11 protein-coding genes are annotated in these 13,776 nt (G+C 38.0%); 7 read left to right on the top strand and 4 right to left on the bottom strand.

Annotation, left to right across the window (positions count from 1 at the left end; all coding sequences use genetic code 11):
* Positions 1-3 precede the first annotated feature (3 nt).
* The 6 genes from EHQ43_RS08290 (at position 4) to EHQ43_RS08265 (ending at position 8,382) form a co-directional block, all read left to right on the top strand.
* Entirely contained in the window at positions 4-2,118 is a 2,115-nt protein-coding gene (locus EHQ43_RS08290) for a flagellar biosynthesis protein FlhA (RefSeq protein WP_135770742.1), read from the top strand.
* Positions 2,119-2,127: 9 nt separating this feature from the next.
* On the top strand, positions 2,128-3,099 hold the full coding sequence (gene dusA, locus EHQ43_RS08285; RefSeq protein WP_135770741.1) for a tRNA dihydrouridine(20/20a) synthase DusA: 972 nt from the start codon (positions 2,128-2,130) through the stop codon (positions 3,097-3,099).
* 362 nt (positions 3,100-3,461) lie between these two features.
* On the top strand, positions 3,462-5,159 hold the full coding sequence (locus EHQ43_RS08280; protein ID WP_135740744.1) for a DNA repair helicase XPB: 1,698 nt from the start codon (positions 3,462-3,464) through the stop codon (positions 5,157-5,159).
* Positions 5,160-5,167: 8 nt separating this feature from the next.
* The gene (locus tag EHQ43_RS08275; protein WP_135770740.1) at positions 5,168-6,385 is read left to right on the top strand and encodes a pyridoxal phosphate-dependent aminotransferase; all 1,218 of its coding nucleotides are present in this window, start codon (positions 5,168-5,170) and stop codon (positions 6,383-6,385) included.
* Between the two features lie 130 nt (positions 6,386-6,515).
* Complete coding sequence (locus EHQ43_RS08270) at positions 6,516-7,556, top strand: SH3 domain-containing protein (RefSeq protein ID WP_244242744.1); 1,041 nt, start codon at positions 6,516-6,518, stop codon at positions 7,554-7,556.
* Between the two features lie 34 nt (positions 7,557-7,590).
* Complete coding sequence (locus tag EHQ43_RS08265; RefSeq protein ID WP_135770738.1) at positions 7,591-8,382, top strand: alpha/beta fold hydrolase; 792 nt, start codon at positions 7,591-7,593, stop codon at positions 8,380-8,382.
* A gap of 108 nt (positions 8,383-8,490) precedes the next feature.
* On the opposite strand, the gene EHQ43_RS08260 is transcribed toward EHQ43_RS08265, so the two are convergent.
* Both EHQ43_RS08260 and EHQ43_RS08255 read right to left on the bottom strand, forming a co-directional pair.
* Complete coding sequence (locus tag EHQ43_RS08260) at positions 8,491-8,961, bottom strand: Dps family protein (protein WP_135740747.1); 471 nt, start codon at positions 8,959-8,961, stop codon at positions 8,491-8,493.
* Positions 8,962-9,025: 64 nt separating this feature from the next.
* The gene (locus EHQ43_RS08255) at positions 9,026-9,643 is read right to left on the bottom strand and encodes a CsgG/HfaB family protein (protein WP_244242713.1); all 618 of its coding nucleotides are present in this window, start codon (positions 9,641-9,643) and stop codon (positions 9,026-9,028) included.
* Between the two features lie 126 nt (positions 9,644-9,769).
* Here EHQ43_RS08255 and EHQ43_RS08250 point away from each other — a divergent pair, with 126 nt between their 5' ends.
* Positions 9,770-10,702 carry an alpha/beta hydrolase gene (locus tag EHQ43_RS08250; RefSeq protein ID WP_135770736.1) on the top strand — a complete coding sequence of 311 codons (933 nt, stop codon included), beginning with the start codon at positions 9,770-9,772 and terminating at the stop codon, positions 10,700-10,702.
* Between the two features lie 102 nt (positions 10,703-10,804).
* On the opposite strand, the gene EHQ43_RS08245 is transcribed toward EHQ43_RS08250, so the two are convergent.
* Entirely contained in the window at positions 10,805-12,538 is a 1,734-nt protein-coding gene (locus EHQ43_RS08245) for a hypothetical protein (RefSeq protein ID WP_135770734.1), read from the bottom strand.
* A 9-nt stretch (positions 12,539-12,547) separates the two neighbouring features.
* Positions 12,548-13,576 carry an LA_0442/LA_0875 N-terminal domain-containing protein gene (locus tag EHQ43_RS08240; protein WP_135770732.1) on the bottom strand — a complete coding sequence of 343 codons (1,029 nt, stop codon included), beginning with the start codon at positions 13,574-13,576 and terminating at the stop codon, positions 12,548-12,550.
* Positions 13,577-13,776 lie beyond the last annotated feature (200 nt).

Genomic DNA, 13,776 nt, shown 5'->3' with positions numbered 1-13,776 from the left:
CATATGAACTTTAGAGATATCTTAAAACAATCCGATGTAGTGTTAGGTGTGGGAACCTTAATGATCCTTGGGATGTTAATTGTCCCTCTCCCTGGATTTGTTTTAGATATCCTCATTGTTGTTAGTATAGGACTTGGCCTCCTTATCCTTATGACGGCACTCTCTGTGACGGAACCGAGTGAGTTTTCGATTTTCCCAAGTTTACTGCTCATCACCACACTCTTTCGTTTGGCGTTAAACGTATCGACAACAAGACAGATCCTTTCCAAAGGGCCTGCCATGAATTCAAGTGTGATTGAAGCGTTTGGTACCTTTGTGGTAGGTGGTGAATCAGGATTAGGAAAGTATGTGGTAGGGTTAATTATCTTTATCATCCTTACCATTGTACAGGTGTTAGTGATCACCAAAGGTGCTACAAGGATCTCGGAAGTGGCTGCAAGGTTTACACTCGATGGATTACCACAAAAACAAATGTCCATTGATATGGAACTGAATAGTGGTGCCATTACAGAAGCAGAAGCCAAGGTGAAACGTAAAAAAGTCCAACGAGAAGTGGATTTTTATGGGGCCATGGATGGAGCTTCCAAATTTGTACAAGGGGACGTAAGAGCAGGTCTTATTATCACAGCTATCAATTTACTCGGTGGAATACTCATTGGTTCTACGATTCGAGGGGAATCGTTCCTTGCATCCATTGAAACTTATGGTAAGTTTACGATTGGGGATGGACTGGTTTCACAAATCCCGGGTCTACTTTCTACAACTGCAACAGGTATCATTGTCACTCGTTCCAGTTCAGAAAAAAAACTTACAGTAGAGATCAAAGATCAACTCTTTGGAAATGCGAAAACCTTATACGTAGTGGCAGGGGCTCTTGGGATGGCAAGTCTCATACCAGGGTTACCTTTTTTCTCACTTCTATTTTTGTCTGGTGCCATTGGATACTTGGGGTATTCGATCGAACAAGTAGCAAAAGAAGAGATTAAAAAAATCGAAACAGTTTCACAAGAAAAAGTCCAAGAAAAAAAACCAGAAAACTATATCAAAGAAATTTCAGTGGAAGCAATTCAGGTAGAACTTGGTCGCGATTTACTTCCGTTAGTGGATGCATCTTCTGGTGGGCATCTTCTAGAACAGATTGCCAATACTCGTAAAAAATTTGCGATTGATTTTGGGCTTGTAATCCCTGCGATTCGCATCATTGACAATTTAGAAATCCCACATGATAATTATAGCATTCGTATCAATGGGGTTGTCGTGGGCCAATCTGCTGTAAGGGCAGACAGACTGATGGCGATGAACAATACGTCTCGAAACTTAGAGCCAATTGTTGGGGAACCTTTCACCGAACCTGCGTTTGGTTTGAAAGCTACCTGGATTGACCCAAATGATAAAATCGAAGTGGAAAACAAAGGGTATTCTGTTGTGGATCCTTCGACCGTCATCATCACACATTTAAAAGAACTGATTTCCAATTATGCTTCACAACTACTGGGTAGAGAAGAAGTGAAAGCACTTCTCGAACATTTACGTCAAACCCATCCTACGCTTGTGGGCGAATTGGATTACGACAAACAAGGAAGGCTTGGGATCATCCAACAGACATTACAAAATCTTTTGGCTGAAGGATTGTCCATTAAGAACCTTCCGAAAATTATGGATGCGATTGCAAACCACCTACCACGCACAAACAATCCATTCGATTTAGCTGAACATGTAAGACAAGCCTTATCGCGACAAATCATTAATGATTTCCTTTCTCCTGATGGTAAGTTGCATGTGGTGACAATTGATCCAAGAATCATTGATCGTATGAACAAAAGTATCACACTTGATGAAACGGATGGAAGTAAACTCATCATCCTTCCACATGATGTCCGTGTTCGAATTCTGGAATCGGTTTACAATGAATTACAAAAGGCTTTGGACGAGAACAGGTTCCTTATTTTTGTAGTTTCTAGGTACTTAAGACAAGCCTTTGCATTCTTTTTGACAAAGGAACTACCCCCAAGGAACTTTGCAGTAATTGCTTCTGAAGAAATCCATAGAGGGGTTCCGACAGAAATTTCCTCGGTACTAAGCCTTCCATCAAGAGAGGAACACCCACAAGAAGCATAGGAGATTTTTTTGCCAAGTCCTGTCCCATCGCACCGCGTATCTGTTGCTCCGATGATGGACTGGACGGACAGGCATTTTCGCTTTTTTTTAAGGTTAATCTCCAAACATACGTTACTATATACAGAAATGGTGACCACGGGCGCCATCCTTCGTGGGAAAGATAACCACCGTCACTTAGATTTTTCTAAAGAAGAACATCCCGTTGCACTTCAATTAGGTGGTGATTCACCGAAAGCTCTAGCCGAATGTGCCAACATTGGCGAAAACTACGGCTATGATGAAATCAATTTGAATGTTGGATGCCCTTCCGACAAAGTCCAAAGTGGAAGTTTTGGGGCTTGTCTCATGAAAGAACCTGAACTTGTAGCAGAAATGGTTTCTTCCTGCAAAACCAAAGTCAAAATTCCTGTGACCGTTAAACACCGGATTGGTGTGAATGGAAAAGAATCTTACGAAGACCTATATCATTTCGTTTCTAAAATCAATGAAGCTGGTGTGGACCATATCATTGTCCATGCAAGGATTGCGATATTAGAAGGACTTTCTCCCAAGGAAAATCGAACAATTCCACCATTACGATATGACGATGTATACCGATTAAAAAATGATTTTCCGAATTTGCCGATCACCATCAATGGTGGAATCAAAACCCATTCAGAAATTGATAACCACCTAACAAAAGTAAATGGAGTGATGATTGGAAGGGCAGCTTACGACAATCCGTTTTTATTTGCCGATGTCGATTCCCTTTATTTTGGATCAAAAGAAATACTACCCACAAGAGAAAGAGTTTTAAAAGAGATGATACCCTATCTAAAGTCCTTTCGATTGGGTGGGGGAAAAGTCCACCATGTGCTCCGGCATATTTTAGGATTGTATCATGGTGAAAAAGGAGCAAAAGAATTTCGAAAGTTTCTCACTGACCGTATGCATTTACCCGGAGCAAATGAATCTATATTAGAAGATTATTTAGCGCGTTAAGGATCCGTAGGGCTTTAGATCAGCGACTCGACTAACGGCGAGTTGCTGACGGAAGCGTAAGCGCACCCCGGAGGAGCCTGACCTTTCATCCAAGAAATTGACAAATCAAAAAATATTGGAACGCCCATCCGATACAATCCTGCTAAAGTGTAGAGATTTTGATTTTCGAAACTGATTCGATTATTTGATTCAGTAAAAGGATATAGAATAACTTGAATTAGACGGTCTGATCCATGTTTTCGTTCTTATTTTTTTGGTTTTGCCCTAAAAAACATGGGAAAACTCATCCAAAATCTCTTAAAATCAAATGAGTTGACAGGGCAGTTTCTCTCCACAGCCTGGTTAAATTGAGAGGGAATACCATGACCAAGCCACTCACCGTACAAAGTGACAAAACAATGCTTCTTGAGGTGGATAACCCAGAATTTGAAGCGTGTCGGGACCTCGTTTCCAAGTTTGCCGAGCTTGAAAAAAGCCCGGAATATATGCATACCTATCGCATATCTCCCCTTTCTTTGTGGAATGCCGCTTCGATTAAAATGACAGCGGATGAAATCATCGAAGGCTTAACAAAATTTGCTCGTTATTCCGTTCCGAAAAACGTAATGAATGAAGTGAGAGAACAAATTTCTCGTTATGGTAAAGTAAAACTCGTAAAAGAAGAGTCGGGGGAGTTGTACATCATCTCCAACGAAAAAGGTTTTATCACAGAAATCGCCAACAACCGCGCTGTCCAACCTTTTGTGGATGGAATGGAAGGTGATAAAATTCGTATCAAAAAAGAATACCGTGGTCACATCAAACAAGCGTTAATTAAAATTGGTTTTCCTGTAGAAGACCTTGCTGGATACGATGAAGGGAATAAATACCCGTTTAACTTACGTCCTACGACAAAAGGTGGGATTAAGTTTGGTATGCGAGATTACCAAAGAGCATCAGTGGAAGCATTCCATGCGGGAGGGCGAAATGAAGGTGGATCTGGAGTTGTGGTCCTTCCTTGTGGTGCGGGTAAAACCATCGTGGGTATGGGGGTTATGCAAATTGTTGGAGCAGAGACTCTGATCCTAGTTACGAACACTTTGTCCATACGCCAGTGGCGAAATGAAATTCTAGACAAAACGGATATCCCGGAGTCGGACATCGGTGAATATTCAGGTGAAATGAAAGAAATCAAACCGATCACTATTGCAACTTACAATATCTTAACACATAGAAAGAAAAAAGGTGGGGACTTCACTCACTTTCATATTTTCAGTGCAAACAATTGGGGACTCATTGTATATGATGAGGTGCATTTATTGCCAGCTCCAGTGTTTCGTATGACTTCTGAATTGCAAGCCAAACGTAGGTTAGGTCTTACTGCGACACTCGTAAGGGAGGATGGTTTGGAAGAAGATGTATTCTCTCTAATCGGTCCTAAAAAATATGATGTGCCTTGGAAGGAACTCGAAGCCAAGTCTTGGATTGCGGAGGCCAATTGTGTGGAGATTCGTGTTCCGATGGAAGACGATCTTCGAATGAAGTACTCTGTTGCGGATGATCGTGAGAAATTTCGATTAGCTTCAGAAAACCCAGAAAAACTTCGTGCGATCAGTTATATTTTGAAAAAACACTCCACTAACAATATTTTGGTGATTGGACAGTATATCAATCAGTTAGAAGAGATTTCCAACACGTTCAAAATCCCTTTGATTACAGGTAAAACTCCACTCCCTGAAAGACAAGAACTCTACCAAGCGTTCCGAACTGGTCAAATCAAACAACTTGTCGTATCGAAGGTGGCAAACTTTTCGATCGACTTACCAGATGCAAATATTGCGATCCAGGTTTCGGGAACTTTTGGTTCCAGACAGGAAGAAGCACAACGTTTGGGTCGGATCCTACGTCCAAAATCCCAAGACAATACTGCGATTTTTTACTCACTCATTTCGCGTGATACAAACGAAGAAAGGTTTGGGCAAAACAGACAGCTCTTCCTCACCGAACAAGGGTATGAATATGAAATTTATACTTTGGACCAGTTCAAAGAAACAGTTCCAGAAGAATCACTCACAAACTAGAGGACAAAATGAAACTTGTAGCAAAACGACTTGATGTCGTAGAACCTTCTCCCACTCTCGCGATCACAGCGAAAGCCAATCAATTGAAAGCGAGTGGACTTGATGTAGTTGGATTTGGAGCAGGGGAACCTGACTTTGATACGCCAACTCATATCAAAGAAGCTGCTAAAAAAGCAATGGACCAAGGGAAAACAAAGTACACTCCCGTAAGTGGAACTGTCTCTCTTAAAGAAGCCATCATCAAAAAGTTTGAAACAGAAAATGGACTCAAGTATGAGAAAAATCAAATTATTGTAGGGACTGGAGGAAAACAAGTACTCTATAATTTTTTTATGGCTACGCTCAACCCTGGTGATGAAGTGATTATCCCTGCACCGTATTGGGTAAGTTATGCGGACATCGTTCGATTAGCAGAAGGGACACCTGTCATTGTGGCAACAGACATTTCGAGTGGATTTAAAATCACTCCGGAACAATTGGAAAAAGCAATTACTCCAAAAACAAAAGTGTTTATCTTTAATTCACCTTCTAACCCTACAGGAGCAGCTTACACTCGTTCGGATGTGGAAGCTCTCGTAAAGGTTTTGGAGCCAAAAGATATCATCACTGTTTCGGATGATATCTATGAAAAAATTATTTATGATGGATTGGAATTTGTAAACCCTGCCATGATCTCGGAAAAGATGAAGGAAAAAACCTTTGTGATAAATGGGGTATCGAAAGCATACTCTATGACAGGATGGAGGATTGGATACGGGGCTGGTAATCCAGAGATTGTCAAAAACATGGACACTATGCAAGGCCAATCAACAAGTAATGCTTCTTCTATTTCGCAAGCGGCGGCAGAGGCAGCTCTTTCAGGTGACCAAACTCCAGTGGCAGAAATGTTAAAGGCCTTTGACACACGTCGCAAACTCATCGTAGGACTCCTTCGTGAGATCCCTGGTGTGGAATGCCGTATGCCAGAAGGAGCTTTTTATGCATTCCCTTACATGACTGGTGTTTATGAAATGCCTGGTTTCAAACGACTTCTAGCAGAGAAAAAAGAAACTTCGTATTCTAAATTATTTTGTGATGTCCTTCTCGACAAATACAATGTGGCAGCTGTACCAGGAATTGCTTTTGGAGATGACAAAGCCATACGTTTGTCTTATGCGTTAGGTGAAAAAGACATCGAAAAAGGTGTCGCACGTATCAAACAAATGGTTTTGGATTTACAAAAATAAGATGAAACCTGTCCCTTTACTAAAAAATCTTGGTAGAGGGACAAAGTTTGATCGATTGTTATCAAAAATGAATTTCAAACTTCTGAAATCATTTGGTGAATCCCATCATATTTCAATGAAGGGAAATTTTATGATTTATGATTCCTTTCGACGTTCCTTGTTATTTTTTCGATCCTTTTTAATTTTCATTGTATTTGTATCTCCTCTTCTTTCTGAACCTAAGTTTCAAACCAAACCAAAACAATCCAAACCATCAGAAATATTAAAACGAGATTTACAATCTGAAATTGTGATCCCTGTAATTGGGCTTAATTTGCATTTGTTTGCAGATGAGAAAAGTGATGTTTTGCGAAAATTGAAATTTGGGGAACCTGTTCGTTTTGACAAAGATTCCCTCGAAAGTCCAAAAGAAGATTGGATACCAATCAAATTGATAGACGGACTATCCGGGTTTATCAAACGTTCTGTTGTACGTTCTGTACCTCCCAAACAATACTTGTCAACTTTACTCTTCGAAGCAGAGAGAATGATCCTTGCAAAACATGTTGATTTTTTGACAAAACAAGAGATTACAGATACGATATTTTCCATTTCTTCAACTGGAAAATATACTGGTGATGAGTTTATCTTCATTCGTGCCAAGGCTGGTTTTTTCTTAAAAAAAACTGTTGATCTAATGAATGAAAAAGGCGTCAAACCAGACAATGATCCAAACACATTAGAATTTCTAAAACGCCACCAAACAAAGTTATTATATGATTATACGTCTGGGAAATATTATGTAGATTCTAATTATTTCTGGAAGTTACTTGAATCTTATCCGAAAACAAAACACTCAGATTACGCAGGATATCTTGCAACAGAGAGTATGCCTTCTCTTGATTGTGGTGTGGAATTACGTTGCCGTCTAGAAGAGCTAAGAAAAGGGAAATTACGTTATTTGTATCTTTTTCCCACTGGAAATTATGTAACTCTATATACTAAGGATTTAGTAAAAGAATTAAGTGTTATGACAAAGGATCCAGATTCTATCCCTTGTTTTCAACCTGTTAGTGATGGGATTAAATCAGAAATCAACCAAATGATTCGATATACATCAGAAATTGGTCCAAGAGAAAAAAAACAAATCTTACCACATTTACAAATTCTTAAAAAAGAATGTTTTCGTTAGTTAAATAGCAACACTGACTCTATAGGAAGGATTTGTGAAACTAAACTACAAACTCTATCCATTTCAAAATCCAAATCCGAATCAACAGTCCATTGGGGATATGATTATCTTACATGGGTTGTTTGGATCCTTAAAAAACTGGGTTACCGTCGCAAAATTTTTGTCTGAATTTGGAAACGTATATACGCTTGATGCAAGAAACCATGGTGATTCACCACATAGCGATGAACATTCTATCCCATTAATGTCCCAGGATCTAGAAGAATTCATTCTTCAGAATCATATCAAATCTCCATTACTATTAGGACACTCAATGGGTGGTCTTGTAGGGATGTACTTTGATTTAACTCATCCTGGAATTCTAAAAAAACTTATCATCCAAGATATATCACCTAGATCTTATCCATTTGCTTACGATAACGAAATTAATTCGATGTCATTCCCTTTGGATGGATTTTCTTCCCGAAATCAAATCGATTCTGAAATGGCAAAATTTGTTCCCGATACATTCATTAGACAATTTTTGCAAATGAGTTTAGAACGAAATGAAAATGGTTTGTATCGATGGAAATTAAATGTAACTGGATTAAACCATGCAAGGCGAGTCTTCGATGATGTGTTTGATTTAAATCAAACATCTGAAGCGAAAGTTTTGTTTTTGTTAGGTGGAAATTCAGAATACATAAAAAACACAGATTTTGATATTATGGATCGAATGTTCCCAAATAACCAAAAGATTACGATTCAAGGAGGTGGGCACTATATACATTTTACCCACCAAGAAGAATATTTGAAAATTTTAAAAAATTGGTTAGATAAAAATTAATCTGGTGAACGTTATAAACTAAAGTTAAGTTCGCGCTTTCATTTATTTCGATTTCTTGTTTTATGAACAGTAACCTAGAATCGGTTACTGTTCTAAGTAGAATTTTTTTTATTCCTCGAGTAAGGAACGTAACATCCAAGCTGTTTTTTCATGGATATCTAATCTTTGCGTTAATAGATCAAGTGTTGCTTGGTCATTGCCTTTTTCGGATGGTGCATAAGCAGCACGTGCAGTTCGTATGACCGCTTCATTCCCTTCTACCAAATTTTTGATCATATCTTTTGCTTTGGGTACTTCTTTGTCTTCGGAGATGCTGGAATACTTTGCAAATTCCCAACCACCCATAGGAGCATAGTATCCAAGGGATCGAATTCTTTCTGCAATTGGATCAATCGCATTCCAGAGTTCAGTATATTGTGTCATAAAAAGTAAGTGTAAAGTTTGGAACATAGGTCCAGTGACATTCCAATGGTAACTATGCGTTTTTTGATACAAGGTATATGTATCTGCTAATAGTTTCTTTAAAGACTCGGAAATAGCACTTCGTTCTTCTTCGGGAATTCCAATGTTAATTTTCATTCATGACTCCTTATGATTGAAATAATGTTTTTGAGATTTGCCAACTTGAAGCATATCTACTCTTTTATTTATTTAGCTCACTTACAATTCGATCAACCAAACTTTCTGCTACAAAGTCATATTGACTAGTTGCAATTAAAATATCATCGCGACTCCAAATAAATCCAAAACCAAGACTATATTGGAGGATACGAGCCATAGTCCAATCGGCTCCTGGTTTTTTTCTCGCATTGACAATCACTTGTCCAGATTCGATGTGAACAATTTTTAAAGAGACAGTATCAACTAGGTTGGGAATAAGTTTCCCTTTCTCATCAAATTTTTTTAAAGCGGAGCCCCTTCCGAAAACAAGTGCATCAACACCCAATACTTTCCCAAGTCTAACGGCAGTTTGTGTATCGATAATGCCGGTTTTTGAAAAACTTTGTTCGTTTACTACTTTTGAAAGTTGTTCCCTTTCTATGACTTTAAAGGGAAGAGATTTTGCGATTTGTAAAGAAACTGCATCTGTAAATTCGTCTCCCCATTTTGCTTCTTCTATGTCGAAAATGAGCACAGCCACCTTGGTGATCCCTAAATTGGATTTCCCAGATTCTGGGTATTGGATGGCGGCATCCATGGTCCGGCAGTTTGCCGAAAACACTGATAAAATGAGGGAGATAAACGTTAAATAATGTTTCATAGACTTTCTAAAGATGAAAGTAAAGTTGATAAGAGAGCAATTCTTTTTCGGTTTAAATTAAGAGATTTTGAAAAATTCGCTTTCCACTATCCAGGATTCCTAGATTTTCCTCCTAGGCACTCGTTCATGAAAAAATCACTTTCTTTGTTCTTTTTAATTACCGCCTTATTAATGCTAGTTGCTTCATATTTTTTATCTGCACAAATCTTGACTCCTTCCATACCTTCTTTAGTAGACGAAGGTGATTTTAAAAAACAACTTACGTTTTCAGATTTTAGTTTGCCCAAACCTGAATCGATTCGGTTTCAAAATGGAACAATACGTTTAAGGGGTTGGTATTTTAAACATTCTAAAAAACAAAATTGTGGTATTATCCTGTTACATGGAATTTCAGAATCAAAATACCAAATGTTACCATATGCACCCATATTTTGGAAACGGGGTTGTAGTCTCTTCGTGTATGATGCACGCGCACATGGCGAAAGTGATGGAAAATATTCTACTTATGGTTTCCATGAAAAAATGGATTTGGAGAGGGCAGTAGAATACTTTTCAGAAATTGACAATACACCCGAAGATCAGATCGGTATCTTTGGGGTGAATTTAGGTGCTGCGACTGCCTTACAGTTTGCTGACGGTCAGTATGAATATGGATTCATCATTGCTGACTCACCTTTTAAAGATATGCGTTCCTATGTGGAACAGAAGTATTCAATTTCCTATTCTCGTTTGATTCGGTTTTTAACACCACTCAGTTTGTCCTTTGCAGAGTTACGAGGGGATTTACTTGTGAATGAAGTATCACCAGAGAATACAGCAAAACTAATCTCAAAACCGGTTTTACTTTTGTATGACAAAAAAGAGAAAACTATTTCTCCAAACGGATCGGATTCTATCTTTCAAAATCTGAAAACACCTTCTAAAAAGATTTTTTATTTTGAGAATTCATTCTTCAAACTAAACCAAAGGAATGCTGTATCTGAAGAATATGATTTGTTAATAGGTAACTTTCTTAAAGAATTCAAATTAGTGGGTAGATCAACTTCTATTTCCGATTGAGTCATGAAGAAATAAAATCATGTTTCAAACTAGATAGACCTTAAAAATCTTATCACTAATCTTGCTTCATATATTAATTCATCGCAAAATGATTATTTTGTTTTATCTAATTTTGATGAGTTTTGGTAGATCTTCCCAAGACCCGTCGCCTTTTGTGAAGCGAGTGAGATAAACTGGAAAAGAGCCGACATTATTGGAGGTTGAAATTGCATAACTATAATTTAATAAACCATTGAAGGATTGTAATTGTTCTGCATTGGTGATAATTGTGCTATACTCACTAACATTTGTTGGAATCGTCGGAATCTGAATGACACTGCCAAGACTATCCGTACTGCGGAAGATTTCAACGGTCGGTGCCGCAAAAGTTGGATTATTTGATAAGATAAAATAATCAGCGTTTGCAGAGCTTTTAACAGTCCTTAGGATGGAACTTGTATTGCCATTGTTAATGGCCGAATTGAACCCGGAAATCAGTGTTCCATTTCTAGTGATAGTTGGTGATGGAAGTAAATAATCGGAATCATTGGTAAAAGTAAATCCGATTGGAGCTGTTGTAAAAGTAGCCACAAACTTACCCCTTACGAAATAAGGAAACGTTTCGAAATTTGTGCCAGAACCACTGAAACTCACTTGGCGATTGTTTAAAGTATTTGCTTCGATACTTCTTACAGTAATCGTTGCCGATGGTAATGTAGAACTTGGACATTGTAAATATTCTATGCCACCAATATTGACGATTTGAAATCCTACTGCATTAAAATTGGAATCTGCTAGATTGCAACTGAATGCACTCACCATATTTTGGTTTACTGTGAAATCTGCATTTAATAGGATTGGAGTTATTTCTACCGCAGGATACAATGTTGGTGTGATCATGTATCTTCCATTTCCAAAATATAACACCGGATACATCCAAGGTAAGTTATCTTGTCGAAATAAAAATAGATTAGAATCTAAAGATAAATTAGTGGCAGTTGCGGCACTGGGTGTAAAGAAAGCAGGGATACTTAAGACCAAATTGAAGTTTGATTGAAAGGTATTGGGAGGGGAATAATTTCTTTTTTCTTCCGAAAGGAAAAAAACATAAGCTGATCCATTGAAAACTGGTTTAGAAATTTTTAGGATTTTTTCGTAACTAATGTTTTTTTCAATCGTGACTCCATCAATTCGAGTCACCAAGTCATAATTTTCTCCATCGGCACTCGAAGCAATGTATCCGATGGAAGTGTTTTGGTCTGGAGCTATATAATTCGTTTGTACTTCTAAATAAATAAACTGTCTCCCGTTTGCAGAACCAAGTGGTGTGAAGGTGAAATTGGTAGCCAATCGGTTGCGATAATTGGCCAAATCTTCTAATATGAATTGAGCATTACCAACTTGACTTATGACAGAAAATGATTGTTTGGTGATGCCATTATAAATTCTAAAGTTGATGGAGCCAATTAAGTTGTTCCCTACATCCTTAAGGGTAACATTCGCAATTCCTCTTTCGCTAAAAAATAGAAATGCCCTTCCAATGGAATCAGGAGTCGATATATAAGTCTGAACATTTCCAGTTGATCCAAAAGGAGATACCGGGATTCCATTTTCATCGGCTTCATTAAATACGGAGTATTCAATATTGCCAGTAGTATAAGGAGTCCCGTTAGCATCCGTAAATTTCATAAATATAACGGTTTGACTTTGTGTATTAAAAGCATCGGCCAATGCTAAAAATCGTAGTAAGGCTTGCAACGATCCTAAATCTTCCGTTGGATCTAGGCTCGAAGGTTTAAATATTCGGCATTGGAATAATGAACTAGATAGGATTATCAATAAAATGATTCTTTTCATAAAATCTCCTTAAAAAAGAATAGAATAACGAAGTTCTGCATAAACAGAATTCATCGGTGGTCGGTATGATGTAATGGTTTGTGGTTTGTCCCAGCTGGTTTCAAAATCCCAACCTTCTTTAAATTGTTTTCCACCAGATTTTACGATTGGTCTTTCTGGGTATTGGTCACGACCAATCATATATGCGTGAATGACATTTGTGATATAGATAATTCCTACAGTACCTAGTCCGACTAAATATTTTGCATTCGCTTCTTTTGCATTGTCTTTACTTTTTACAATCAAATCATCTGCGATTGATGTTTCCAAAAATCCAAAGATAAACTCTGATGGTAAACTGATATTCTGTGCATTGAATCTTGTACCTGGCCCCGCAATTTGGTTGAATAAAACCATGTTATCATAATGTGATTTCGCATTTTTTTCCTCAGTATGAAGAGGACCAAGAGTGTAAAGGAGAGTTCCAAAAAACAATACTCCATAAGTAGCTGCTGAAGTTGTATTACCTCCGCAGTAATGACCCCATCCCGGTAAAACGGCAGATCGCCAAATCAAAGCTAAGCGACCTCCGCACTTTGTTGCTGCCGGTGATGGACCAAGTTGCCTTGTTGCCAACCATTCCGCTTCTGCTTTTGCTTCTTTTTCCGCTTGAGATTCTTTGATAGATTCCTCGGCTAATCTTTGTTTTTCAGCTAGCTTTGCTTCTTCTTCTAAGCGTTTTTGTTCCTTTGCTTCCGCGATTAATTTTTCTTTCTCGAGTTTAGCCCTTTCTTTTTCTTCTTTGTCTTTTAGTTTTTTTTCTTCCGCGAGTCTAATTTTTTCTGCTTCTTGGTCGCTTACATCTTTATAAATGACTTTTAGGATTTGTGATTTGGAAATGTTTTGCGAACCTTCACTTGTTTGGACAGTGAGTCCTTTCTCATTTTGATCTGTTACTTTTCCTTTGATTGTTTTTCCATTTTTTAAAATGACAGTGTTGATTGCAAATAAGGGAGATGTGAGTGATAAAAAGACAATAAATAAGATTAGATTTTTCATAACGGAATTCCTATTCGGAATTCTGAAATTTTTACATTCATTCAAGAAATTGCAAGTGAAATTTATTATGATTTTGGCAGTTGATTGCCCTGTAGTATTATCAATTGCTTATATTTGAAATTTTTGCAACCGAATGGTGACAGTGATGGGGAGGGAGTTGGGCTAGTAAGAAGGTATAGATCCCCGCCCAAATCGAACTG

The sequence above is a fragment of the Leptospira bouyouniensis genome, from assembly GCF_004769525.1.
In the GTDB taxonomy this organism is placed as follows: domain Bacteria; phylum Spirochaetota; class Leptospiria; order Leptospirales; family Leptospiraceae; genus Leptospira_A; species Leptospira_A bouyouniensis.
Note: the sequence above shows the minus strand (reverse complement) of the source record. Positions and strands in the feature narration are given on the sequence as shown.

Excerpts from the sequence above, each read along its gene's own strand:
- EHQ43_RS08290 (WP_135770742.1), top strand. The coding sequence starts at position 4 with ATGAACTTTAGAGATATCTTAAAACAATCCGATGTAGTGTTAGGTGTG.
- EHQ43_RS08280 (WP_135740744.1), top strand. The coding sequence starts at position 3,462 with ATGACCAAGCCACTCACCGTACAAAGTGACAAAACAATGCTTCTTGAG.
- EHQ43_RS08275 (WP_135770740.1), top strand. The coding sequence starts at position 5,168 with ATGAAACTTGTAGCAAAACGACTTGATGTCGTAGAACCTTCTCCCACT.
- EHQ43_RS08270 (WP_244242744.1), top strand. The coding sequence starts at position 6,516 with ATGATTTATGATTCCTTTCGACGTTCCTTGTTATTTTTTCGATCCTTT.
- EHQ43_RS08260 (WP_135740747.1), bottom strand. The coding sequence starts at position 8,961 with ATGAAAATTAACATTGGAATTCCCGAAGAAGAACGAAGTGCTATTTCC.
- EHQ43_RS08255 (WP_244242713.1), bottom strand. The coding sequence starts at position 9,643 with ATGAAACATTATTTAACGTTTATCTCCCTCATTTTATCAGTGTTTTCG.
- EHQ43_RS08250 (WP_135770736.1), top strand. The coding sequence starts at position 9,770 with ATGAAAAAATCACTTTCTTTGTTCTTTTTAATTACCGCCTTATTAATG.
- EHQ43_RS08245 (WP_135770734.1), bottom strand. The coding sequence starts at position 12,538 with ATGAAAAGAATCATTTTATTGATAATCCTATCTAGTTCATTATTCCAA.
- EHQ43_RS08240 (WP_135770732.1), bottom strand. The coding sequence starts at position 13,576 with ATGAAAAATCTAATCTTATTTATTGTCTTTTTATCACTCACATCTCCC.